General features: G+C 61.5%; 22 protein-coding genes. 5 read left to right on the top strand and 17 right to left on the bottom strand.

The window, feature by feature from the left end:
- Positions 1–13 precede the first annotated feature (13 nt).
- Entirely contained in the window at positions 14–703 is a 690-nt protein-coding gene (gene rppA, locus ACVW0R_RS06965; RefSeq protein WP_457501852.1) for a two-component system response regulator RppA, read from the bottom strand.
- A gap of 92 nt (positions 704–795) precedes the next feature.
- Between rppA and ACVW0R_RS06960 the strand changes: the two genes are divergently transcribed.
- Positions 796–1,179 carry a hypothetical protein gene (locus tag ACVW0R_RS06960; protein ID WP_457501851.1) on the top strand — a complete coding sequence of 128 codons (384 nt, stop codon included), beginning with the start codon at positions 796–798 and terminating at the stop codon, positions 1,177–1,179.
- A 54-nt stretch (positions 1,180–1,233) separates the two neighbouring features.
- On the opposite strand, the gene ACVW0R_RS06955 is transcribed toward ACVW0R_RS06960, so the two are convergent.
- The 6 genes from ACVW0R_RS06955 to ACVW0R_RS06930 all read right to left on the bottom strand — a co-directional run bounded on the left by ACVW0R_RS06955 (position 1,234) and on the right by ACVW0R_RS06930 (position 9,511).
- Complete coding sequence (locus tag ACVW0R_RS06955) at positions 1,234–2,106, bottom strand: ABC transporter substrate-binding protein (protein ID WP_099813017.1); 873 nt, start codon at positions 2,104–2,106, stop codon at positions 1,234–1,236.
- Between the two features lie 29 nt (positions 2,107–2,135).
- Positions 2,136–3,455 (bottom strand): energy transducer TonB, encoded by a 1,320-nt coding sequence (locus ACVW0R_RS06950; protein WP_011430844.1) that lies wholly within the window; start codon positions 3,453–3,455, stop codon positions 2,136–2,138.
- A 40-nt stretch (positions 3,456–3,495) separates the two neighbouring features.
- On the bottom strand, positions 3,496–5,916 hold the full coding sequence (locus tag ACVW0R_RS06945; protein ID WP_099813016.1) for a TonB-dependent hemoglobin/transferrin/lactoferrin family receptor: 2,421 nt from the start codon (positions 5,914–5,916) through the stop codon (positions 3,496–3,498).
- 37 nt (positions 5,917–5,953) lie between these two features.
- A complete protein-coding gene (locus ACVW0R_RS06940; RefSeq protein WP_011430846.1) occupies positions 5,954–6,799 on the bottom strand; it encodes an ABC transporter ATP-binding protein in 846 nt (281 codons plus the stop codon).
- Positions 6,796–7,839 (bottom strand): FecCD family ABC transporter permease, encoded by a 1,044-nt coding sequence (locus tag ACVW0R_RS06935; protein WP_457501850.1) that lies wholly within the window; start codon positions 7,837–7,839, stop codon positions 6,796–6,798. The genes ACVW0R_RS06940 and ACVW0R_RS06935 overlap by 4 nt, the downstream gene beginning before the upstream one ends.
- Positions 7,840–8,230: 391 nt before the next feature.
- Positions 8,231–9,511: an RNA-guided endonuclease InsQ/TnpB family protein gene (locus tag ACVW0R_RS06930; protein ID WP_457501849.1), complete on the bottom strand. Its 1,281-nt coding sequence runs from the start codon at positions 9,509–9,511 to the stop codon at positions 8,231–8,233.
- Between the two features lie 208 nt (positions 9,512–9,719).
- Between ACVW0R_RS06930 and mutS the strand changes: the two genes are divergently transcribed.
- On the top strand, positions 9,720–12,407 hold the full coding sequence (gene mutS, locus ACVW0R_RS06925) for a DNA mismatch repair protein MutS (protein ID WP_457501848.1): 2,688 nt from the start codon (positions 9,720–9,722) through the stop codon (positions 12,405–12,407).
- A gap of 2 nt (positions 12,408–12,409) precedes the next feature.
- Here the strand turns inward: mutS and ACVW0R_RS06920 are convergent, their stop codons facing one another.
- A complete protein-coding gene (locus ACVW0R_RS06920; protein ID WP_099813015.1) occupies positions 12,410–13,066 on the bottom strand; it encodes a cofactor assembly of complex C subunit B in 657 nt (218 codons plus the stop codon).
- Between the two features lie 465 nt (positions 13,067–13,531).
- Between ACVW0R_RS06920 and sigC the strand changes: the two genes are divergently transcribed.
- Entirely contained in the window at positions 13,532–14,626 is a 1,095-nt protein-coding gene (gene sigC / locus ACVW0R_RS06915) for an RNA polymerase sigma factor SigC (RefSeq protein WP_011430851.1), read from the top strand.
- Positions 14,627–14,636: 10 nt separating this feature from the next.
- On the opposite strand, the gene murJ is transcribed toward sigC, so the two are convergent.
- From murJ to ACVW0R_RS06885, 6 genes are all read right to left on the bottom strand, one after another.
- Positions 14,637–16,271, bottom strand: a complete 1,635-nt coding sequence (murJ, locus tag ACVW0R_RS06910; RefSeq protein ID WP_011430852.1) for a murein biosynthesis integral membrane protein MurJ — start codon at positions 16,269–16,271, stop codon at positions 14,637–14,639.
- Positions 16,272–16,436: 165 nt separating this feature from the next.
- A complete protein-coding gene (locus tag ACVW0R_RS06905) occupies positions 16,437–16,802 on the bottom strand; it encodes a DUF4278 domain-containing protein (protein ID WP_011430853.1) in 366 nt (121 codons plus the stop codon).
- A gap of 213 nt (positions 16,803–17,015) precedes the next feature.
- Entirely contained in the window at positions 17,016–17,843 is an 828-nt protein-coding gene (locus tag ACVW0R_RS06900) for a HEAT repeat domain-containing protein (protein WP_011430854.1), read from the bottom strand.
- 32 nt (positions 17,844–17,875) lie between these two features.
- Entirely contained in the window at positions 17,876–18,733 is an 858-nt protein-coding gene (locus tag ACVW0R_RS06895; protein WP_011430855.1) for a phycobilisome rod-core linker polypeptide, read from the bottom strand.
- A gap of 274 nt (positions 18,734–19,007) precedes the next feature.
- Positions 19,008–19,490: a globin family protein gene (locus tag ACVW0R_RS06890; protein ID WP_011430856.1), complete on the bottom strand. Its 483-nt coding sequence runs from the start codon at positions 19,488–19,490 to the stop codon at positions 19,008–19,010.
- A 187-nt stretch (positions 19,491–19,677) separates the two neighbouring features.
- Positions 19,678–20,196 carry a globin family protein gene (locus ACVW0R_RS06885; protein WP_011430857.1) on the bottom strand — a complete coding sequence of 173 codons (519 nt, stop codon included), beginning with the start codon at positions 20,194–20,196 and terminating at the stop codon, positions 19,678–19,680.
- Positions 20,197–20,915: 719 nt separating this feature from the next.
- Here ACVW0R_RS06885 and ACVW0R_RS06880 point away from each other — a divergent pair.
- The gene (locus ACVW0R_RS06880; protein ID WP_041438454.1) at positions 20,916–21,527 is read left to right on the top strand and encodes a chromophore lyase CpcT/CpeT; all 612 of its coding nucleotides are present in this window, start codon (positions 20,916–20,918) and stop codon (positions 21,525–21,527) included.
- A gap of 151 nt (positions 21,528–21,678) precedes the next feature.
- Complete coding sequence (gene pheS, locus ACVW0R_RS06875; RefSeq protein ID WP_011430859.1) at positions 21,679–22,680, top strand: phenylalanine--tRNA ligase subunit alpha; 1,002 nt, start codon at positions 21,679–21,681, stop codon at positions 22,678–22,680.
- A gap of 1 nt (position 22,681) precedes the next feature.
- On the opposite strand, the gene ACVW0R_RS06870 is transcribed toward pheS, so the two are convergent.
- The 3 genes from ACVW0R_RS06870 to ACVW0R_RS06860 all read right to left on the bottom strand — a co-directional run bounded on the left by ACVW0R_RS06870 (position 22,682) and on the right by ACVW0R_RS06860 (position 24,588).
- Positions 22,682–22,975, bottom strand: coding sequence for a PipX family protein (locus ACVW0R_RS06870; protein ID WP_457501847.1), 294 nt, complete (start codon positions 22,973–22,975; stop codon positions 22,682–22,684).
- Positions 22,976–23,172: 197 nt separating this feature from the next.
- On the bottom strand, positions 23,173–23,757 hold the full coding sequence (locus ACVW0R_RS06865) for a TIGR04376 family protein (RefSeq protein ID WP_011430861.1): 585 nt from the start codon (positions 23,755–23,757) through the stop codon (positions 23,173–23,175).
- Between the two features lie 87 nt (positions 23,758–23,844).
- On the bottom strand, positions 23,845–24,588 hold the full coding sequence (locus ACVW0R_RS06860) for an ABC transporter ATP-binding protein (RefSeq protein WP_011430862.1): 744 nt from the start codon (positions 24,586–24,588) through the stop codon (positions 23,845–23,847).
- Positions 24,589–24,613: the final 25 nt, after the last annotated feature.

The raw sequence follows: 24,613 nt of genomic DNA, 5'->3' as shown, positions 1-24,613 counted from the left end.
TAGGGAACTGCTTCTATGGGTCTGCTTCCGGGGAGGGGATGCGCAGCCGGTACCCCTGGCCGTACACCGACTCCAGCCAATCCTGGGCCTCCACCTCCTTTAACCGTAACCGCAACCGCCGCACCAGCGCCGCCACGGCATTGCTTTCCGGCTCACAGCCCCACTCCCACACCGCCTGCTCGATCTGGCCCCGACTGAGCACCTGGTGGGGGTGGCGCATCAGGTACTCCATCAACTGAAACTCTTTGCCCGAAAGCTGCACTTGCCGCCCCTGCCGCTCCAGGGTGAGGCTGGCCAGGTGCAACTGCAGGGATCCGAGGCTGAGGCTGTCGCCTTGCCATTGGGGGGAACGGCGCCCCAACGCCCGCACCCGCGCCAGCAGCTCTATCAGATCCACCGGCTTGACCAGGTAGTCGTCTGCCCCCGCATCCAACCCCTGTACGATGTCCGACGTGGCATCCTTGGCGGTTAACATCAGCACCGGTGCGCATCCCCCCGAGCGGCGGTACTGCTGACAGAGTTGGATCCCGCTGATCCCCGGCAGCATCCAATCCAAAATCAGGAGATCATAGGCTTTCTCCTCCATCAGCCAGGCAGCCATCTCCCCTTCCTTGGCACAGTCAACCACGTGGCCGCACTTGGACAGGGCAGCCTGTAAAGGCTCCAACTGTTCCGGGTCGTCCTCCACCAGCAAAATTCGCATCGTCCTGTGCGCCGTTGACCAAGACGGCCAGTTCCCACTGCCCAGGCTAGGATGGATCACGGAAATAGCCCTCTGCAAGGGAGAGAACAACGGTGGGGTGGCCCAAAATCCATCGGTGGCAAGATCTGGGGTTTGATTTTTGGCTGGTGCTGCCCTTGGCAGGGCTTCTTTTTGTGGCGGGGGGAGAGTGGGTGACGGGCCAAGCGCTGAGCCGTCCTCGCCGGCTAGAGCAACCTTTGGCGATTCGCAGCCAGCAACAAGCCACCTTGGCTCTGGATATTCTCTCCATCCAAGCGGAGATCCGCCGCCGCCGCGGCTACACCAAGGTGGAGGTGACGACCACCAATCCCCATTTGCGCAAGCTGGAATTTGAATTTCCGGAGCTGGATCCGGATCGGGTGGCCGCCCAGATTGCCCAAGAGCTGGGCCTCACCCCCGACCAGGTGCAGCGCCTCACCCGCTACAGCTTGGACTAGAAAGATATTTCAAGATATTTCAAACAGGAAGGCTATCTCCCGCGTTCCCTTGGGTCAGCCCTCCGAAAAAATCCGGGCCAACTGCTCGCAGGCCGCTCTAATCTTCTCCAGGGTGCCGGGGTTGACCAAGCCGTAGTAGTCAAATCCATAGACCCTCTGGGTTTGAACAGCTTGCAGTTGATTCCAAAAGGGGCGGGAACGGAAAAAGGCCAAGGGATCCGCCGCCTCCGGGTTGACCACCAACAAAACCTCGGGGTTGGCTTCCAGGATGCGCTCTGCCGCAAGGGTGACATAGCCGCGAAATTGCCCTTGGCTTTGCAGGGCAGCCGTCAGGTTATCGGCGCCAAAGCGCTCCAGCAGATCCCCGGCCCAGCTTTGCCGGTTGGGAGAGAGAATCGGCTGGGTGCCCACCAAAAGCAGGGTTTTGGGGCGAACTGGGGGCAGCTCCTGGGGCAAAAGCGATCCGTACTCCCGCAGCAAGGGATCCGGATCCGCCCCCAAGGCAGCAGCCAGAGTGGCGATGGTTGCTTCCAGGGCAGCCCAACTGTCCACCTGCGTGAGATAGGTGGGGATCCCCAATGCCTGCAATCGTTCTGCCAAAGCCGTGTGAAAGCCACTGGCCCCCACCACCCAGTCCGGTTGCAGGGCCACGATTTGCTCCAGGTTAGGTTGGTTGCCCAGCCCCAGCCGAGTTATGCCCTGAAAGCGGGGATCCGCCTCCAACAAGCGCCCGGACGGGATCCCCACCAGCTTGTCCGGAGCCAGGCGATAGAGAATATCGGCTGTCAAGGTGGTGAGGCTGGCCACTCGCCGAACCGGAGCTGGCGGGATCTGGCTTTGGGCGCGGGCCAAGCGACCCATTCCCCAAACCCCCAGGCTGGCCAGGCCCAAGACAAGGAGTTGACGGCGAGAAAGACAAGACGGCATGGACGATCTCCAAAACAGTTCCAAAACAGTCAATTGAGGGTGAACTGAATCGGCACCGTTACCCACGACTCAATCGGGGTGTTGTTCCTCAAGGCGGGGCTAAATTGCCAGCGTTGCACCGCCTCTTGTGCGGCCCTGTCCAGGGCCGGGAAGCCGCTGGAAGAGACAATTTCCACCTGCTGCACCTGCCCTTGGGCATCCACCTTGACCCGCAACAGCACTTGCCCCTGCTGGTTGAGGCGGCGGGCTTGGGGAGGGTACTGCGGCGGCGGGTTGCGCCCCGGGATGGGGCGGGCCAGGATGTCCGGCCTGGCAGCCACTGCTGCGGGCGAGGAGGTGGGGGAGGATGCCTCCCCGGCCCCTTCTGCCGCTGTCGGCGCAGAACCCTGCGCTTGGGATCCACCGAGGCCACCCGTCCCAGGAGCGCTGGATCCAGATCCCTCGCTCCCGCCGGGGGAAGCAGTGCCCCCGCCACCCGAACGGATCCCTTGGATGAGGGGGGTGAAGCGGGGAATGGGAGCGCTCGTAGCAGCCACGGGGGGCGGCCTGTCGGCCACAGGTGCAGCCGTGGGGGTAGCCACCGGAGTTGGAGGGGGCTGCTGTGGTGAGGGGGTGACCGTCGGTGTTGGGGAGGGCGGAGGAGGGGTTGGTGCGGCCATCGGCGTGGGTGGAGGGGTCGGCTCCGGCTTTGCTGTGGGAACAGGCGTAGGGGTGGGGGGCGGCGTTTGCAAAGCCAGCTCAGACTTGGGAACGGCCGTGGTCTCTACTCTCTCCTGAGGCGCAGGAGCCGGTGGGGGTGGGTTATCCGCGGGAGGTGATTCCGGGGCCGGGTCGCTCGGCTCCCCTGCCGGCTTGGGCAAGGCCGAATCTGCCTCTGCCGCAAGCTGCGGCGGCAGCGGATCCTCCAGCCACAGCGTGACCGGGATCCGCACTTCGGGCTCCAGCAGAGGTCGAAATCCCCACCCAACCCATCCCAGCAGCCCCAGCAGATGCAGAAGCAGCGAGAGCAAAGTCTCCCAGCGCAGCGGGCGGGGCTCCCGACTTTGCCCAGGCAACTCAGGGAGATCCTCCAGCGAGGCGCAGGCAACTGAGAGGGCAAGGGAGCAATAGCCCGCCAGCAGCGCCTCCCTAAGTAGCTTCTCCCCCCAGCCGATCCAACGCAGTCCTCCAGATCTTTGGCGCCGCCCCATTGCCCACAGCCCCAGCTCCAGCCAGGCCAGACCCACCCCGTAGGCCATGCCTGCCTGCTGCCAATACCCCATCTGCAGGCGCCACAAAAGCCGAGGGTGGGATCCCCTCCCCGAAGAAGCGGATCCCCGGTTGGTGTGAGTGGGGGGTTCGGCGAGCATGGCTCGGGGCTATCTCGATGGGCACGGCTGGCGGGGAGTCCTAGAAGCGGCTGGAGAAGCTGAGGGCCACATGGCGCCCCGGCTGAGCCCGCCGCTCCACCTCAGGGCCGACAAAGAGGGTGCGGGTCTCGGAGTAGAGAAAATACTTCTCGTCGAAGAGGTTGAACACCCCGAAATTGAGCTGCCAGTTGTCGTCCAGGTTGTAGTAGCCCAGCAGATCCACCACCGTATAGCCGCTGGGCACAAAGGGAATCTGCGGGGGAGCGTTGGGGTTGGTTTGCACCACCTCCCGCTGCGGATCCCGCGGATCCGCCACCAGCGTGGCCACCAGCCTCGCCCCCCACACCTGGCTGGGATCGTCGTAGTGCAGCCCCAGCACCGCCGTCAGCGGCTCAATCGAAAGCAGGGGCTTGTTTTCTGTAAGATTGTCCCCCACCGCCCAGGCAAAGCTGCCGTTTAGGCTCCAGCCGGTTAGGTCGGGGCTGAAGAAATATTGCCCTGTCGCTTCCACGCCGTAGATGCGGGCGCGGCTGACGTTTTGGCTCTGGAAGAGGATGACCGGCGGGGGCGGCGGGCTGCCGGGGGGGCCGGGGGGCGAGGGCTCAGATCCCACCCGCCGGAACGCCTCGATAAAGTCGTTGTAGGTGTTGTAGTAGGCGGCCAAACTGAAGCTGGCCTGCGGGTAGATCCCTCGCAAACCCACTTCAAAACCCTGGCTGGTTTCCGGGCGCAAGTCGGGGTTGGAGAGGGTGCGATAGCGAAAGAAGGGGCTGACCAAGTTGGTGAAGCCGCTGTTGATCTCGTTGTATTGGGGGGCCCGAAAGCCGGTGTTGTACTGGGCCGTAAAGGTAAGGTTGGGGTTTATCCTCCACACCAGGCCCAGCTTGGGGGAAACGGCATCGGCAAAGAGGCTGGCCGCTTCTGACCCACTTTTGAGGAAAGCTTCATCGGGACTGGGGGTGAGGTTGTAGGTGTCGTAGCGGATGCCGGGGATCAACGTCAAGTTGCCGCCGCCGAAATCGATCTCATCCTGCACATACAGCCCAAAACGGACGGTGTCCGAGTCGGGAAAATCTTTGGTGGGAAAGGTGTCTGGGGGAATGTTTTGGGTTACCGCTCCGGTTTGCAGGTTGGTCTGAAAACGGTTGCGGGGTCGTTCGTTGCGGGTGGTGGAAATCTCCATGCCATACACCAGGCGGTGGGAGAGATCCCCGGTTTGGAAGCGGCTTTGGGCCTGCAGGCTGGCTCCTAAAATGTTGCTGACCAGCTCGTTGAAGGTATCTCGCCGCACAGGTACGGGTCGGCCCTGCACGGTGATGGTGCGCTCTTCCACGCTGGGCTCGCGGGTGCGGGCGGGCTGGTAGTAAATCTGGGCGGTGGCCAACTCAAAAGCGGGATTCTCAGGGTTGGCGTAGCGATACTCCAAACTGAGGCGGCTGCGCTCGGTGTCGATGGTTTCCCTAAATAAGCTGATGCCGGGATCCAGGTTGCGCCGCGAGAACGTGGTGGTGGTGCGGCTGTTGAAGTACTCGCCGGTCAGGGTGAGGCTTTCCAAGGGGCTGAAGCGGTAAACCAGCTTGGCCAAAACGTTGTCCCCATCCACCGTTTGTCGATCTTTAAAGCTGGGATCCGCTTTGATATCCGGCTCCCTGGCGTCGCGGCGGGTGTAGATGAGCAGGGCTTCCAAGTTCCCCTGCCGGCCCGCCAAGCTGAGGGTGTTGACAAAGCCTTGGTTTTTGCTGTCGTACTGGCTGGAGAGGCCCACATGGCTGTCCCGTTCCCCCAGCAGATCCGCCGGGTCTAGAGTAGTGTAGGTTACCACGCCCCCCAAGGCATCGCTGCCGTAGAGGGTGGAAGCGGGGCCGCGGATGATCTCCACCGTCTTCAGGGTCTCCAGCTCAAAGGTGTCCCGCCCGATGTTGAAGGGGCCGAAGGAAAACCGCTCCGGCTGCCGGATCCCGTCCACCTGGATCAGCACCCGGTTGGCGTCGAGGCCGCGGATGTTGAAGTCCTGCAGGCCATAGCGGACATTTCGCCGCACGCTCACCCCCGGCTCGTAGCGCACCAGATCCTGGATGTTCTGGATAAGCTCCTGCCGCAGGCGCTCCCGGTCGATGACGGTGATGGTGGCCGGGGAGTCGGCCAGGGTGCGCTCGGTGCGGGTGCCGGTGACCGTAACCTGCTGCAGGTTGAAGACGGGGGTGCCCTGCCGCAGCACTTGCAGATCCGCTTGCAGCCGCTCCACCTCCGCCTGATCCCCCCGCCGGCGGGCAGCTTCGATCTGGGCTTCTAGCTCGCGAATCTGCTCCTGGATGGTGGTGGCTCCCCGAGGGGTGGCCTGGGCCAGCAAAGGAGTCTCAGGGATCCGAGCCGCGGGTTGCGCCTGGGCCAGGGATCCCCAACTCAGCCCCAGGCCCAGCCCCAAGCTCACCGCCTTCCAGCCCCAACCGGTTACTCGCATAACGTTTCACTCTCCCAAAAACCCACAAAAAACCAAGTCAAACCTTCGCCTCAACACCCTTTCCTCCCAGCCAGAGGGGCCTTGCTGGGTCTGCGCTGCGCAGGGGGCAAAGCTGCGGCCCCACCGGCGTTGGCATCCACTCCACCTCCAGGCCAAACACCTCCTGCACCCTGCTGGGGGTCAAGACCGCCTGCGGGGATCCCAGGGCCTGCAACTGGCCGGATCCCAGCAGGGCCACCCGCCGGCTGTAGCGAATGGCCAGGTTCAGGTCGTGCAGCACGGTAATCACCGTCAGCCCTTGCTCCTGCTGCAGCCGTCGCAACAGCTCCAGCAGCTCCAGTTGGTGGCGCAGATCCAAAAACGTGGTGGGCTCGTCCAACAGCAGCACCTGCGGCTCCTGCACCAGGGCCAGCGCCAGGAAAGCCCGCTGCCGCTCGCCGCCGGAGAGCGTCTCCACCCGCCTCAGGGCCAGGGATCCCAGTCCCGTCTGCGCCAGCGCCCATTCCACCCGCTGCCGATCTGCCCGCGGCAACTGCCACACCCACCAGGGCTGGTGAGGAGAACGCCCCAAGCTCACCAATTGCCACACCGTCAGCCCTGCCGGGATCCGCGGCTGCTGGGGCAAAAGGGCCAACTGCCGGGCCACCTGTTGCGGGCTGAGCTGGGTGTGCAGATCCCAACCGTTCAGGTACACACGCCCCGCCTGCGGGATCAACACTCGGCTCAGCAGCCGCAGCAACGTCGATTTGCCGGAGCCATTGGGGCCGACAATGCTCAGCCATTCCCCCGCCTGCAGGCTGAAGCTCACCTGATGGATCACCTGCCGCGAGCCATAGCCCCCGCTCAGCCCCTCGGCCTGCAAAATTGGCCGGCCCTCCCTCATCGCTCTGCCCCCTGCTGCCGCAGCAGCCAGCCGAAAAACGGCGCCCCCATCAACGCCGTGACGATCCCCACCGGCAGCTCCACAGCCCCCAGCCGGGTGAGGAGATCGGCGCCGCTCAACAGAGCTGCCCCCCCGAGGGCCGAAAGGGGCAACAGCCAGCGGTGATCCGATCCCACCCCCTGGCGCACCATGTGGGGCACCACCAACCCCACAAAGCCGATCAACCCCCCCACGCTGACGGCTGCCGCCGCCAACAAAGCTGCCACCAGGCCGATGGCCACCCGCGTCCGCGCCAACGGGATCCCCAAGCTCACCGCCATCTCTTCTCCCAGGCCCAGCAGGTTCAAAGCCCGCGCCTGCGCCCAGCCCAGCCCCAGCCCGACCAGGATGTACACCCCGGCCACCCGCACCTCCGGCCAGCCCCGCCCGCTCAGGCTGCCGATCAACCACGTCAGGGCCACCTGCACCCGCTCATCGGCCATCAACAACAAGGTGGAGCTAATGGCCCCAAAGAGCGCGCTGACGGCCACCCCCGCCAAGATCAGCCGCTCCACCGCCAGCCCGGAGCGGGTGCGCGCCAGGCCATACACCAACACCGTGGTCAGCACCCCGCCCACCCAAGCCGCCAAGGGCACCCAAGCCGTCCACTCCCCCCAGGTGAGCAGCCCCACCGCCGCCAGGCCCGCCCCCGCCGAGATGCCCAGCAGGTAGGGATCCGCCAGCCCATTGCCCAACATCCCCTGCAGCAGGGCCCCCGCCATCCCCAAGGCCGCCCCCAGCAACTGGGCCAAAAGTGCCCGCGGCAGCCGCAACTGCCAGACAATGGTCTGCCGGACTGGATCCCCTTGCCCCCACAGGGCCTGCCACAGCTCCGCAAAAGTCATGGGAACGGATCCCAAGGCAATCGAGATCCAAAGCAGCAAGAGGATGACACTCAGTAGCAAAACCGCCAAGCCGACCGGCGAGAGGATCCGCCTGGCCTGCCCCCAGCGTGTCTCCGAGTCAACTCGTGATGACAGACGCCCTTGATTGGCCAACATCGCAAACCTCAGGACTTTTGAGAGGGGGAGAGCCGCAAGACAGCTCCGACCGGCTCGCCAGAGCAGCGAGCCCAACCCCGCCAAGCTTTCCAGCTTGTTGAGACTTAGATTCAATAAAGACGTAGCTGCCAGAATAACAGGCTTTCTGGGTTATTGCAAGTCAGTTCTAATAAGCTTCTGCCCGCGTCCCCCCCTTGAGTGCCAACCCTTTGGCGTGAGATCGGGCAACACCCAACCTACTCAGGCCTAACCTGCCAGGGATCCGACTGCCCCGGGTAGGGTCATTCCCAGCAGCCGTGGAATGGGAAGTCCTTGACATACTCCCCTACCTAAAGGCAGGGGATTCTTGTTCTTGGTTCTACGGGCGCACTTACCGTATCGGGTTGCCCCTCTACAGCAGCGGTGCATCTCTCCCCAAGCGTTCCCGACCCCCAGGCCCCCCTACATCCCCCCGTATACGGGGGGACACAGGGGGGCGGGGGGCAGCGGTTCCCTTATGCCCTAAGGTACCGTTTTGCCATTTCAACCCTAAGACGCTTAACTTAAAGATGCTGAGCCCCAAAAGGCTTAGCCCCTTCTTCAGGATATTCAGAGCTGCATTCTGATCCCTATCCAGCACAAGCAGACACTTGGGGCAAATATGAGTTCGCGTAGACAGAGTCTTAACCACTCTATGCCCACAACCACTACAATCCTGCGTGGTGTATTGAGGCGGCACTGCTACGATTGCCTTGCCCCACACCTTGCCGTAGTAGTCTAGCCAGTGAGTGAATAGCGACCAGCTAGCATCTTGGATCGATTTGGCAAGATGACGATTTTTGACCAAGTTCTTCACCGGCAAGTCCTCATACACCACGATGTCGTTAGACATCACTACGCACCGGGCTAGCTTAATCGCCCAGTCTCTACGCTGGCGCTGGACTTTGAGGTCAATCCTACCTACTCGGTTCTTCTGTTTGTGGTAGTTGTTTGATTGCGGTTTTCTCCCTTTTGCGAACATCCTGCTCAACTTGCGTTGATGCCTTTTTAGCCGCTTCTCGCTGCGGCGCAAAAACTTCGGGCAATTCACGGTATTGCCGTTGTGGTCGGTGTAGAAATGCTTGAGCCCAAGATCAATACCGATAACATTGCCTGTGTATTGTCCTTGCTCCTTGCGGTCTACATCCAGACAGAACTGGGCATAGTACCCATCTGCTCTTCGGATCACCCGCACACGGTTGATTTTGGAGCTCAGGATATCCTGTCTTGCTTCTCCATTGCAGTACAGCGCAAAGGTCCCTGCTCCAAACCCGTCCGTGAAGGTGATAGACAGGCCATCATCAGATAACTTCCAGCCCGATTGCTTGTATTCCACAGACCGGCAATGCTTCTTGAACTGGGGATAGCCTTTCTTCTTTTCGCCCTGCTTGCACCGTCTGTAGAAGTTGGAAATCGATAGCCATGCTCGCTCCGCACTCGCCTGCCGAGCAGCAGAGTTGAGCTTATTCGCAAATGGGAACTCCTTCGCCAAGTCTTTGCAGAAAGCATACAGATGCTTCTTCCCTACCCCCCGATTGTCCATCCAATGGCGCAGGCATTTGTTGCGCACAAACTGTGCGGTGCGCATGGCTTCGTCCAAAGCTTGATACTGCTTTGGCGTCCCGTTGAGGAGTTTGGCTTCCCTGACTAACATGAATTATTTTATTCTGGGTCTTATCAGATAAAACAATCTGCGCCTTATATCCCTGACCTAAAGGGCGGGGCTTTATGGCGCCGCTTGGTAATCTCCTCTCTTCCGGAGGGAGAGGGGGGAAGATCTCAAATCAAATAGAATGGCCCAAGCCGGTTAGCTTGGGTTGGATGGACCCTGAATTTGGCCCCCTCTTGCAAGCATTGGTGCCATGGCTTCTTCTGCTGAGACCACTTGGGATGCCCTGCAGGTGGATCCCGCCCTGCTCACCCCCATGATGCAGCACTACGTGGAGCTGAAGCGGCAATACCCGCACGCCATTCTGCTCTACCGCCTGGGGGATTTCTACGAGATGTTTTTCCAGGACGCGCAACTGGTGTCGCGGGAGCTGGAGCTGGTGCTCACCGGGCGAGAGGCAGGGGCCATTGGCCGGGTGCCCATGTGCGGGATCCCTTACCACGCCTTCGACCGCTATGCCGCCCAGTTGGTGGCCAAAGGCTACGCCCTGGCCGTCTGCGACCAGATGGAGCCGGCGGATCAAGCCAAAGGCCTGGTGCGGCGGGAAGTGACGCGGGTGATCACACCCGGCACCGTCATCGAAGAGGAGCTGCTGCAGGCGCGGCAAAATAACTACCTGGCGGCCATTGTCCGCCTGAGAGGCTCCAAGCAAACGGTCTGGGGCCTGGCCTATGCCGACATTTCCACCGGCGAGTTCTGGGTCTGCCAGGGCGAGGGGCAAGAGCAGCTAGAACAGGAGCTGGCGCGGCTGCAGCCGGCGGAGATCCTGCTGCCCACCGAAGAGGGGCTGGGCCTGGGCCTGATGCGGCCCGGGGATCCCCAAGCCCCCCTGGGCCTGCCCGGCCAGTACACCTATACCCTGCGGCCAGCCGAACCCTTTGAGCTGGCCACGGCGCGGGAAAACCTGCTGCAGACCTACGGCCTGCGCTCCTTGGAAGGCTTGGGCTGCGAGGGGCTGCCCCTGGCCATTCGGGCGGCGGGAGGATTGCTCCACTACCTGGAAGAAACTCAAAAAAACCTGGTGCAGCCTTCCCCTCAGGGGGGCCATCCGCTCCTGCGCCCGCCCCGCACCTACCAGCTCACCGACTACCTGATATTGGACACCCAAACCCGTCGCAACCTGGAGCTGACCCAGACCATCCGCGAGGGGGCCTTTGTCGGATCCCTGCTCTGGGTGCTGGATCGCAGCCGCACCGCCATGGGGGGACGCACCCTACGCCGCTGGCTGTTGCAGCCTTTGCGAGATCCAGAGCAAATCCGCCTCCGCCAAGACACCATCCAGGAGCTCTTGGAAAGCCCCTCCCTGCGCACCCGCCTGGGATCCCTGCTGGACTCTCTCTACGACCTGGAGCGGCTGGCCAACCGCGTCGCCTCCGGCACCGCCAACCCGCGCGAGCTGGTGGCCCTGGGATCCTCTTTGGGCAAACTGCCCCAGTTGGCCGAGCTGGTGGCCGAAGCCCAAACCCCCCTCCTGCAGAGCCTACAACAGGTGGATCCCGCTCTGGTTGACCTGGGCCGCCGCATCGAGCACACCCTCCTGCCCTCGCCGCCCCCTGTGCTCACCGAAGGGGGGTTGATCCGGCCTGGGGTAGATGCCGAGCTGGACAGGCTGCGGCAGCAGGTGGAGCAAGACCGCCACTGGATTGCCCAGTTGGAGAAAACCGAGCGCGAGCGCACCGGCATCCCCACCCTCAAAGTGGGCTTCAACAAGGCCTTTGGCTATTACCTCAGCATCAGCCGCGCCAAGGCCCAGCAGGTGCCCAAGGAGTACATCCGCAAGCAGACGCTAACCAACGAAGAGCGCTTCATCACCCCTGAGCTCAAAGAAAAAGAGGCCCGCATCCTCACCGCCCAAACCGAGATCAACCAGCGGGAGTACGAGCTGTTTGTACAACTGCGCCAGGAGGCGGGATCCCAAGCTGCCGCCATCCGCCAGGTGGCCCAGACCCTGGCTGCTGTCGATGCTCTCTTTGGCCTGGCCGAGGTGGCCGTGCAGCAGGGCTACACCCGTCCCGTGATCACCGCCGATCGCCGCCTGATCATCGAAGAGGGGCGCCACCCCGTGGTGGAGAAATCGTTGCCCCAGGGCCTATTTGTCCCCAACTCGGTGCGCCTGGGATCCCCCCACGGCCCGGATCTCATCGTCCTCACCGGCCCCAACATGTCCGGCAAGTCCACCTACTTGCGGCAGATTGGGCTGATCCAGATCCTGGCCCAGATGGGCAGCTTTGTCCCGGCGCGGCGGGCGGAGCTGGGCCTGTGCGACCGCGTGTTTACCCGCATCGGCGCCGTCGATGACCTGGCCACGGGACAGTCCACCTTCATGGTGGAGATGAACGAGACGGCCAACATCCTCAACCACGCCGGCGAGCGCTCCCTGGTGCTTCTGGACGAGATTGGCCGCGGCACCGCCACCTTCGACGGCCTTTCTATCGCCTGGGCCGTAGCCGAGTACCTGGCCACCCAGGTGCGCGCCCGCACGATCTTTGCCACCCACTACCACGAGCTCAACCAACTGGAAACCCTGCTGCCCAACGTGGCCAACTTCCAGGTGGTGGTGAAAGAGCTGCCGGATCGCATCATCTTCCTGCACCAGGTGCAGCCCGGGGGGGCCGACCGCTCCTACGGCATCGAGGTAGGGCGCATGGCCGGCCTGCCCCAGCCGGTGATCGAGCGGGCCAAACAGGTGCTGGCCCTGGTGGAACAACACAGCCGCATCGGCCTCGGCCTGCGCAGCCAGGGGAAAAGCCGCCCTTCTTCAAACAACCCCAAGAAACGGTTCAAGCAAGAATCCAATTCCCGCGGGATACCCGACTGCGATGCCAAGGCTGGGGATCAACTATCCCTGATCCCGACCTCCCTCTACCCCGAGGAGCTCTAGGTCTATCCTCGCTCCGGATCCCGTTCTTCCAGCCCCAAGGTGGCGGCCAGCACCTCCAGCTCCTCCCGCTGCCCCTCCACCCAGAGGTGGGATCCGGGGGGCGGAGCGGCCTCTTGCAGCTTCAGGCGGATCTGCTGCGGGCGGTGGCTGCGCCGCCAGTAGTACCAGCCCGCCCAAGGAGAGGCCAGCAGCAGCGTCCAAGGCCAGGCTCCCCAAGCCGGCTGCAGCATCTGCAGCACCAGGGCCAAACAGGCCAGCCCTGCCCCCGCCAGCCCCGTCAAAAAAACAGCCAACCCCACACTGGCCCGCGCCTGACCCACAAAGGTGGCGATCCCCTCCGGGTCAGCAGATTGCAAGCGATAGGCGCGCCCCTCCAGGTGCTTTCGGAGAAGGGATCCCATTTCTTCCAGGTTGCGACTGCTAAAATAGAGACGAGCTTCGACGCGGTCTTTGCCAGAGGCTCGCAGAAAAAAGAACAGGCCGATGGCCAGCAAGACCGTAAGCAGTAGCGTTGAAATTGTCTCCCCTTGCAAGGAAGAAGAGGCGGCTACTGCCGCACGTGCCTCGGATAGAGAGCCAAAGTTGATGGGCGGCGCAACTGCGATCGGGGCTTTCTCTCCTGACCAGAAAGAAGGAGACTTGGCAAGAAAGCAGTTCATGGAATGCTAGTTTACACGCCTGCTGACCAGTTTAGACTTCTCAGAGGAGCTGGCCGCCCCCTCCTCCAAAGAAAAACCGAGTTGCCACCTCTATCGCTTTGTAGCTCGCATGGGCAAAAAACCCCTCGGAGGGCAGTGCGCTTTTCAGCAACCTCAGTGGCAGTTCAAGAGGAGGGGAGGCTACGCCGGATCTCGTGCCTCTCGGCTGGGAAGTGCAACTATAATAATAATTAAGTTATGATAAGAGGCTTCTGCTTTACTGACTCTTGTCTCTCTCCCTTTCCAGGGTAGCCTCCTTTAAGAGGGCAGAGCTCTGCAGCGAGGGTTGAGGAGGAGGGTGCCTGCCCCACTCGAGCGATGACGGCGCAAAGCAACCGCTCCAGGGAGACACCAGCCTTAGAGATTTCCTCCCAGTCCTGCCCTTTTGGTTTGCCTGCCTCTGTCGCTGTTTCAGCAATACCTTACATGTCTAACTACGAACCTGAGCTCAACGACATTTTGTTGGATGGCGATCTCCTCGATCCCGCTGAGGAAGCAGAGGTAGATCTGGCCGAGAGCGAGTTTGCAGAAGAGGAGCCAGCTCGCCGCTCCACCGATCTGGTGCGCCTTTATTTGCAGGAGATCGGTCGTGTTCCCCTCCTGGGTCGCGATGAGGAGGTGGCTCTGGCCCAAAGAGTCCAAGACTACATGAAGCTTTTGGATGTGCGCCTGCGCCTGCAGAAAGAGTTGGGACGGGAGCCAACTCTGGCCGAGTGGGCAGCTAGGGCCAACCAGTACCCCGAATGGGCCAACCTCACCCCCGAGAAGCTACAGCAGATCCAGCGAATTGGCAAGCGCGCCAAAGAGCACATGATCAAAGCTAACCTGCGCCTGGTGGTGTCGGTGGCGAAAAAATATCAAAATCGCGGCCTGGAGCTGCTGGACTTGATCCAAGAGGGCACGCTGGGCCTGGAGCGAGCGGTGGAGAAGTTCGATCCCAAGAAGGGCTATCGCTTCAGCACCTACGCCTACTGGTGGATCCGGCAGGGCATCACCCGCGCCATCGCCACCCAGAGCCGCACTATCCGCTTGCCCGTTCACATCACCGAGAAGCTGAACAAGATCAAAAAAGCCCAGCGCAAGCTTTCCCAGGAGAAAGGCCGTACCCCCACCATTGAGGATATTGCTTCCGAGCTGGAGATGACGGTGCCCCAGGTCAGGGAGCTGCTGGTGCGGGTGCCGCGCTCGGTTTCTCTGGAAACCAAGGTGGGCAAAGACAAGGACACTGAGCTGGGGGATCTGCTGGAAACCGACGACATCTCCCCCGAAGAGACGATGATGCGGGAGGCCCTGCATCGCGATCTACAGCAGTTGCTGGCAGATCTCACCAGCCGCGAGCGGGATGTGATCCGCATGCGCTTTGGGTTGGGGGATGGGCGCACCTACTCGCTGGCGGAAATTGGCCGCGCCTTGGATCTGTCGCGGGAGCGGGTACGGCAAATCGAGGCCAAAGCCCTGCAAAAGCTGCGGCAGCCGAAGCGGCGCAACCGAGTGCGAGACTACCTCGAAGCCATCAGCTAGTCGGGCCTGCCTAGGATCTGGATGGAGATCGCTGGCTGGCAATCTTGCTCAGGCGCGTCTGGATCTGGGCTGCCAGCCAGTTCACTTCCGGGATCCGCAGATACAGGGCCCCTGCCGCAAACAAGCTGAGACCGATGCCGGCGGCCAGACCGGCCCAGAGGGCGGCGGTGATTAGAGAAGAGCCGAGAATCTCGTGGGAGCGCAGTTGCGTCCACAGCCAATGGCTGAGGCCCCCGGCCAAGGCGGTGATCCCCAGCAACGGCAGCAGGGCCTGCCCCATCTCCTGCCAGGGGATCTCCGGCAAGCGCTGGTGGAGGCGGATCCCCAGCCCAATCAGAGCCATCAGGTTAACGCCTGCCGTGGCCAAGGCAATGCCCGGTGCTCCAAAGGTTGGCAAAAACAGGAAGTCCAGCAGGGCGTTGAGGCCGATGGCCAGGCCGCTGATGTGCAGGGGCGTAGCCCCATCCTCCAGGGCGTAGAAGATACGCACCAGCACATCCCGCAGCAGGTAACAGGTCATCCCCAGCCCATAAGCCATCAGCAGGGCCGCCACCTCCTGGGTCACCTCCGGCGTAAAGCGACCGCGCTGGTAGGCTACTTGAACGATAGGTTCGGCCAGGGCCACCAGCACCATCGCCAGGGGCAGGGTGAGGATGGCCGTCACCATCAGCCCTTGGCGGATACGCTGGCGCAGCTCCGGCCAGCGGGATCCATCCCCCGCCAGCTGGGCGTAGAGAGGCATCAGGGGCACCAGCACCATGTTGGAGAGGATCCCCAGGGGGGTTTGCACCAAAAGCTGGGCATAGCCCAAGTTGCCGATGGTGCGATCCCCGGGCACGAAGGAGGCAAAAAAGAGATCCACATAGACATTGATGTGGATCATGCCGGAGGAGATCACCGCCGGCAACAGCAGCAGGCCCACCGCCCGCACCGGCGGGGATCCCCACTCAAAGCGCAGCCGCAGCCGCCCCAGCCCCAGCCGCTGCTGCAGCGGCACCTGCGCCAACCACTGGGCGATGGCCCCGATGAGCACCCCCCAGGCCAGCAACGTCGGGATCCCCGTCCATCCCAACGCGAGCAGGATCCCAATGACTGACAAGCTGGAGATCAACGGGCTAAGGGCGGGCAAGAGGTAGTGCTCGGCCGCATTCAGCGCCCCAAAGCCAATGCCAATCCAGCCCGAGAGCAAGGCCAGCGGCGCCATGATCCGCAACTGCTCGGCGGCAAGAGCATGCACTTCGGGGCTGGCCCCTGGTGCGCTCAGGCGCACCACCCAGTCGGCTCCCCACCAGAGGCCCAACGTCACCGCTAAGAGCAGGCAGCCCACCAAGGTAGAAATGGACTCTAGCCAACGGGCCGGATCCTCTCTTCCCGGCTGCTGCTTTTTGAGCACGCTGACGATGGCGCTGTGAAAGGGGCCGTTGATCCCGCCCAGCAAGATCAACAAAAAGCCAGGCAGGACATAGGCTATGCTAAAGGCGCTGTACTCTGTCCCCGAGCCGTAGACTGCCGCGATTAGGGCCTGACGGATAAACCCCATGCCCTTGCTGAGCAGCGTGGCCCCTGCCACCAGCCCTGCTACCGAGAGCAAGGAACGGGGTGGAGAAGACGCGGCGGATGGGATTCGCGGGGCAGACTCTTTCATACCCCTAGCTCCCCACCGCCGCCTTGGCAATGGGCAACTGTCGGGATGCCCTAATCTTCCCAGGATTCACCCACAGGCTCACAGCCGCTACCCCCCTCGCTTCGGCATAGGGCAGCACCATTATCCCGGATTCTCCCGACCTCTGGAGGGAGGGCAAGGCAGAGCTCAGGCCAGCAGTTGTCGCTCCTGCTCCAGTTGCCGCAACAGATGCTCGTCGCCGCGGGCCTGGGCAGCGCGAATGCGCTCTTGTAGTCGCCGCAGCAGGTTTTGCCGATGGGTTTCTTCGACCAAGGTTATAAAGTCCTTGCGCGGGGAAATAGCCGCCGGCACCCTGCTCGCTGCCTTCGCCGCCGGATTGAGGACAAGGCCTCGATACCTCAAGGCAGAAAACTGTGGCAGCGACACAACCGCCGATTGGGCTGGCCAGCTCCACGCCAGGCCCCGGTAGCGCGTTGGCACCTCCTGCCGCTGGCAGGTTGCGGGGGCAGAAGGGACAAAGTCGTGGGCAATGCCCCGGTAGGTCAGTTGCATAGGAAGACTCCCCCAAATAGACTGCGGCGATCTTTAAAGAGCTGAGGAAGAAAGCGACGCCCCTGAGCCAGCTTGTTGAGAGCCGTTAGACAACAGCTTCGGCTTCCTCGGCGCAGCTCAGAGGGTAAAACCCAATTTTATTCTGTATCGAAATTAACAAAATAAGCAGTTGGGTGTCAACTTTGGGTCGAGGTCGTCTCCCTATCCAGAGAATTAGAGCAGCTCGTCGATTAGCCGTAGCACCTGGTGCAGGTCGGTGCCGGCCTCTTTTCCCCGTCTGAGGTTCAGCTCCACCAACTGCTTGAGGGCGAGCAGCTTGATATTGGCCTCCACCGCTGCCGCTGCCATGGCTTGGGCCGCCGGCAGATAGCCGCTGGCCCCCAGATCCAGCAGGGCAGCCCGCCGCAGATGGATGTTGGGGTGGCTCAACACCGACAGTAGCGGTTGGACAAAACTGGGATCCCCTGTCAGCCGGTAACAGGCCCGCGCTGCCGCGCATTGGAGGCGAATTGAGGGGTGCTCTAGGTAAGGGCGGATCTGCCCCAGGGCGGCAGCCACCTGCAACTGTCCAAGCGCCTCGATCAAAGCCTCCAAGGCGGCAGGCGCTTCTGTCTGCAGACCCTGCTCCACCCAGCGCAGCCCTTCGAGCAACGCCACTCCCAGCTCTTCGGCTTGCCTGGGATCCCGATCCAGATTATTGGCTAGGGCGATCTCCACCAGCGCCTGGGCTGCTGCTGCCACCACTTGGCCATCGGAGCAGCGTAAAGCCTCTTTCAGAGCCGGGATCCCAGCAGGGGAGGCCACCTTGCCCAGGGCACGGGCGGCGTTGCGCCGCAGCGGATATCCCCCCTGCGTGGTGCGATCTGTCTCATCGGCCAAGGCTTCGATCAGGGCCGGGATCCCTTCGGGGATGCGCATGCGCCCCAGCCACCAAGCCGCGTAGTAACGTTCCCCCGGATCCCCATGGCGCAGCTTGGCGATCTGGCCAGCGGGGGTGAGGTCGGCGGCCGGAGGGAGATCTGAAGGAACAGCCGTGGTCATAGCATCAACAGGCCAGAGCGCCTGCAGAGGCCTCAAGCGCTGCGGACGCTGACGATCTTGGCGCCCGACTTGAGCAGCCGCTGCATCGTCGCCGAGAGCTGATCGGCAGAGACAAAGATCTGCTGGTTGGATTTGCGCACCCGGCTGGAGGTGGCCAGGGCCGAGGGCGGGTTAAGCAGCCGCGTCACCTCAATGCAGAACATGCGATCGGACTGGCCCGTTGGCGGCCCCAAGTGTTTGGTAATGGGGCTGGGGGGCAGCAGCCCCCGCACCCCGATGCGGCGGATGGCCGGGGTAAAGCCGGTGGCGAGGGGTACCATCAAGCGCGGCCTGCGCCCCTGGGAACGGTCGTTGTTGGCGTAGCCCCCGTAGAGGGCAAAAAGGTTGGTGAAGTCGCGGGTGGTATGGGCCTTGCGATATTCAAACCCGCGCGGATAGGGGACGATGTTGTCGCCAAAGGCTTCCAGGTATTCTGGGCTGTCGATGTAGGAATCGATCTCCGCGCTGTGGCCCCCAGCGTGGTAGATGTCCAGGTGTCGGGCAATATCCTTAGGGCTGGTGGGAGCTCGCCCCAGCAGGTGCTTGAAGTTGAGCTCGATGGCGCGGGTCTGGGAGTTAGGGTACAAAAACCGCCTCTTGTAGGCTTCGGACTTGGCGATTAAGCGCACAAACTCCCGCACCGTCAGGCTGCCCCGCCGTAGCAGCGATTCCGCACTGGCCAGCTCCTTCCTGTCTGCGCCAAACAGGTGATCGTTGCCCAGCACCTGGCGATAGATGGCCCGCAGGATCGCATTGAGCTGATCCTGGCTGGCATTAGGGCGCAATTCTAAGGGAGTCGTCTCTGTAATGCCCCGGATCCCCATTCGGCTTGCCGCTGTGATTCCACTCATGTTAATTCCTCATGATGAAACTGGCTGGATTAACTTTGAAAAAAGCTTGAAAAGGCTGCTTGGGTTCACCTCTCAACTCAACAACCCTCAGCAGCACAAATATGGGGTTGAAGCGAGAGCAACAGCGGCGCTTTTCCCTCTGGGGGAGAGATCCTCAGACCCAACCGGCCAAAGGGATCCCTTTCTCGCCACCGTTGCCCTCGACAACCTTTCTTCGCTATCCCCCTCAAGCGCCGGGCTGGCCACCTTTTTGGGGGATCCCAAGCTGCAGAACCTAGCTGAGCGCGTTGATGGCGTAGTCGATGTAGGTGTTGGCTTCGGTGGCCGCTTGCCCCGTCAGGCCATGGTTGGCTTTGATGTAGCGTAGCGCTTCGATAAACCAACTGGGGGAGAGTTCAAAAGCGGCGTTGATCTCGCGGATCCCGGCCAACTGATACTCGTCCAACGGGCCGGTGCCACCGGCTACCAAGCAGTAGGTGATGTAGCGCAGGTAGTGGCGCACGTCGCGGGCGCACTTGTCTTTGCCCGCTTGGGTGTGGCATTGTCCCCCAGGCTGAGTGGTATAGGGGAACTTGGCATAGACGGCCTCGGTGGCGCCGCGCACCAGCTCTTCGGCACGGCTGCTCAGGACACGGGCAGCTTCCATGCTGGCGGCAGCCCGCTGAAAACGGCCGTTGATGGCCTGCAACTCGCTGTTGCTCAGATAGCGCCCCTGGCTATCCGCGGTAGCAATGGCATCGACAATAGGGGTTTGCATGATTCAAAACGCTCCTTTACTTAAGCTCAACGCAAAAATCCAACACTGCAAAAGCGGCTTAACTGCAAAATGACTGCAAAAAAGGTTGTCTTCTCAGGGATCCCAGGCCAACCCGAGTTGAACTCCACGGCGGCCTTCACCCTAGGATCCGACTGTTCCAGGCAAAGCGATGGAGATTCCGGCCCTATCAGACCACGGCAGCAGCGGCGCGATCGAAGTAGGACTCGATTTCGGCGATCAAAGCGCTGCAATCACCCCGGGTGATGCCGTTGGGATCGCTCACCACCGCCACCGCAGCTTTTTTCATTTTTTGAATGCCGTTGGCCACAGAGCTGCCAGGGGTGCCCAGCGCCTGATAGGTTTCCCGCAAGCCGTTCAAGCAGCGCTCGTCCAGCACGCTGGGGTCAGCGGCTGCCACCGCATAGGTGATGTAGCGGAGGATGATATCCATATCCCGCATACAGGCGGCCACGTTGCGGCTGGGATAAGCAGGGCCGCCGGGAGCGTTCAAATTGGGCTCCTCGGCAAACAACTGACGGATGGCATCGGTCACAATTTTAGAAGCGTTGCTGGTGAGGCGGTTCACGGCGTCCAAGCGCTTGTTCCCCTCGGCAATCACCTGCTGCAGAGCCGCAAACTCGTTTTCTCCCAAGAAAGCGCCTTTGGAATCAGCTTGCGCAACAACTTTGCCAAATACATCGTTCATGGCTTTAAATCTCCTAGCGAAAGCAAAAGAGGTTATGAATCGTCACTCCCTGCCGCGGAAGTGGAAGCTCCCGCCAGCCAGGAATGCAGCAATGCCCCGATCCCTGATGCCGACCGGCACCGTTGGCACAGCTCCTTGTCCCAACAGACCTGCCCACGGGATCAAAGCCCGTAGAAACAAGATGGGCAAGCTAATCCTCGACCCACCTCCAGTCAAACGGCCTCGCAGGCGAAGCCGCTTGCCGACACATGTCAACGGATCCCGCTTCTTAAAGATCCTCCACTGCCGACAACCTGAACTGGACAGATGAGGAAAATCTGGCTCGCCTTGTTTCCAGTCTTTTTCTATCGCGAGGACAGGGAGCAATTGAATCAAAAAATGTAAAGGGACTTTACTTGCCGCAAAAAGTCTTGGATCCTCATCCAGACGGGCAATCCCGCCCTCTTCTCTCCATCCTTCAGGGCCTTAGTTTTTACAGAAAAAAATGTTACTTTACACAGCTTTACGACATGAAGAAAAATATAAACCGTGATTGTGGCTTTCGGCCAAGAGGCAAGCCCGCTTCAGTATCCACGCAAACCTTCTCATAAAGGATACATAATTTAACATTTGTGGAGCCTCCTCGGCAGAGCAGAGGTTAGGGGAAAATCTGAGCAGGTTTTCATCGACCGCCTGGGATTTTCGGTATAAGTCCCTACGGTATTTCTGGATGCGTGGTTATGTCGAACTGGTTGGAGTCCACCTCTTCCCCTGAGCTGTTGCAGATGGCACGTTGGCTGGCGGGAGACTTCAGCAACCAAGAGCAAGCCTGGGAGAACCCACCTTTTTTTGCCTCGATCCGGGTGGCCTATCGCCCCTTGCCAACTGCTGTGCTGGGGGGAATCGGCTTTTATGTGGAGCAGGCTTACAGCGGCCATTTGGAGGAGCCCTATCGTCAGGCAGTGGTGGAACTCACTCAAGTGGGGGACGGGATCGTGATCCGCAACTACCGTCCTCTGCAGCCGCAGCGGTGGCGGGGGTGTGCTCGGGGGAGGGCGGAGCAACTCAGCCAACTGAGCGCTGCCGATCTGGCCTACCTGCCGGGGTGTGATGTGCAGGTGAAGAGGCAGGGATCCCTTTTTGTCGGCGTGACGGAGCCGGGTTGCCGCTGTTGCGTGGTGCGCAACGGTCAAACCACCTATTTGCAGACCACCTTGCACCTGAGCGAGAACGAGTTTTGCAGCCACGATCGCGGCATGGATCCGGTTACCCACCGCCAGGTGTGGGGAGCTGTGGCCGGCCCTTTTCGCTTTCGCAAGGTTGTCGATTGGCAGGCGGAGCTGCTGCAGTAGGTGGGAAGAGAATCCCTTGCCAATCTCGGCGCCGTCGGTGAAAGATGATACTTTGGGAGAAAGCAACTGCGGCCCGCTACATGTCCAATAGGGATCCTTGTCTGCCGGCTGCTCGGCAACGCTGACGCGAATGTGCGAATGAACTTTCCCCATGCAAGACGAACGAGACACGCTTCGCCAACAGCTTCTCACCCTCCAAGGTGAGGCGCTTGCCCAGGTGGCGCAGGCCGCCGATCTGGACGCCTTGGAGCAGATCCGCATCGACTATCTGGGCAAGAAGGGGAAGCTCTCCAAGATCTTGGGGGGCATGGGGAAGCTGCCCCCGGAAGAACGGCCTGCCATTGGCGCTTTGGCCAACACCTTCAAAGAGGCCCTGCAATCTAGGCTGGATGAGCGCAAACGGGCCCTGGCCGAAGCTCAGCTCCAGGCTCGCCTGGAGGCGGAGCGGCTGGACGTCACTATGCCGGGGCCGCGCCGGCCTCTAGGGCGAATTCACCCTTTGCAGGCCACCATCGACCGCATGCTCGATATCTTTGTGGGGATGGGCTACACGGTGGTCCACGGCCCGGAGATCGAGACAGAGTACTACAACTTCGAGGCCCTCAACACCCCCGCCGACCACCCGGCGCGGGACATGCAGGATACCCTCTATTTGGAAAAGGGCTATCTGATGCGCACCCAAACCTCTTCGGTGCAGGTGCGTTATATGGAGCAACACCAGCCGCCCCTGCGCATTGTGCATGCCGGGCGAGTGATGCGCCGCGACAGTGTCGATGCCACCCACTCGGCTGTGTTTCACCAAATGGAAATCTTGGCGGTGGGCCAGAACCTCACCTTTTGCGACCTGAAGGGCACCCTCAAGGAGTTTGTCACTCGCCTGTTGGGCCAGCGAGAAACCCGCTTCCGGCCCAGCTATTTTCCGTTCACGGAGCCTTCTGCCGAGATGGATGTGCGTTTTGGCTCCAAGTGGCTGGAAATTTTTGGCTGCGGCATGGTGGATCCCAATGTATTTCAGGCGGTCGGCTATGACCCGGAGCGCTACACCGGCTTTGCGGCAGGGATCGGCGTTGAGCGGGTGGCCATGCTCTTACATGGCATTCAAGATATCCGCCTGTTCTACAGCAGCGACCTGCGCTTTTTGTCGCAATTTTAGGTCAAGAGAAGGTGCGTTTGTAAACCAACTGCAGGTGCTCCAGCTCGTCTTTGCGATTGGCGCGGCGCAACAGGCGCATTTGTTCTTCGATGACCTGGCGGGCTTCGTTGCGGCTAATCGGGTCAAAGACCAATTCTTCCACAGCAGAGGGGTCGTCGTCAGCGGGGGGCTTGAAGTAGACCCGAAAAAACAGCCTTTGGGCATAAAGGGTGGTGAAGATGGCCTCCCCTTCGTTAACCCGACACAGGCCGTAGAGCAAACCAAATGTAGGGTGATTTAGATAGAGCTCATTCATGCCCAATAGCGTACCACTCTTGGTGGAGAAGAGGGGCTTTCCTTCTCGTTCGGTGGCCGAGAAAGTTGCCGAAACGATTTCGCTCCGGCTCTTGAGACCGAGAGCGCAAATCGTAGGTTCCACCCAGCTTGATTTTGGTTCGGCTGTTGCAACTGGATTCGAGGTTAACAGAGTTTTTTTAGACACAGGCCAGGCTGCTACCGCCGCTGCTGTTCCCCCACCTTTTTCTTCATGTCATGCAATTCCTTCTCTACCTCTAGCCGCATCTCCAGCCGGCGAAATTCCTCCTCCAACTTATCTTCCTCAAACGGTTTTCCCCAGGGGCTGAAGCCCCAAGCCGGCTCGGCGGCAGTTTTGGCTTGGGCGGCCTTGACTTCTTGCAGCTTGGTTTTCACCTCTTGGCGGCGCCGGGCAATTTGCGGCAGCAGAGCTTCCAGTTGCTGGATTTTCTCCTCCAGAGCCTTCCCTTGGTTGAACAACCGGCTTCCTTTCTCCAAAAGCTCGGCTTCCCGTCGACGCGCCCCTTCGGCCAGGTCGGGGCGGTTGGCCCGCTCGGCTTTTTCGATGCGAAAGTGCCAGGTCTTGATCTCCTCGCCCAGCTTGGCGAGAGCTTCGCTCAGGGCTTGCTTCTGGGCCAAGCTTTCCTGCCGCAGCCGTCGAGTTTCTTCTTCCTGCTGGCGCAACTGCTCGTCGAGGGCTTGCAACTCGATCTCTGGGTGGGCTTTGAGGAATTCCTCTAGGCGGGTCTCCAAAAATCGGATGATATCTTCGATCAATTTCATGGGCCGATCCTCACTGGCCGAGCGCTCAGTTGCGTTTAGGCTAGCGCAAGCCGGCTCGTTCCCGATAGGCCCCCGTTGGATCGCAGCCTAGACCAGCAAATGCCCATCGGCAACGCGGATGATGCGCTGGGCGGCCTGGGCCACTTCCAGGTCATGGGTAACCACGACAAGGGTAATGCCCTGGCGGTGCAGCTCGGCAAAGAGGTTGAGCACTTCCTGGCCGGTGCGGCTGTCCAGGGCTCCTGTAGGCTCGTCAGCCAACAACAGTTGTGGCCGGTTGACGATGGCACGGGCGATGGCCACCCGCTGCTGCTGGCCGCCGGAGAGTTGAGCCGGGCGCTGGTGCAGCTTGCTCCCCAAGCCCACTTGTTCTAAAGCTTGCTTGGCCCGCCGGCGTTGCTCTGGCTCCGGGATCCCGGCGTAGGCCAGGGGCAGCATCACGTTCTCCAGAGCCGTCAAGAGGGGCAGGAGGTGAAACTGCTGGAAGACAAAGCCAATCTTTTGGTTGCGAATCCGGGCCAGCTCCCGATCCGTCAGAGTAGAGACTTCCACGCCGTCCAGCCAGTAGCGCCCTGAGCTGGGCCGATCCAGGCAGCCCATGAGGTTCATCAGGGTGGACTTGCCGGAGCCAGAGGGCCCCATGATGGCGCAATACTCCCCTGCCTCGATCGCCAAGTCGATATCGTAGAGGGCCTGAAAGCTGCCTTCCGGCAGTGGGTAGACTTTGTTCACCCCGACCATTTGCACCACGGGCAGGTGGGGTGTGGTAGGGCGCTCCAGGGATCCGACCAGCCCCTGGCGACGATCTGCCCAGGGTTGTTGCTCAAGCATGGTGGGTACCGCGACTGGCCCCATT

The organism is Thermostichus sp. MS-CIW-15 (assembly GCF_054060575.1).
This window is presented reverse-complemented; position numbering and strand designations above follow the sequence as displayed.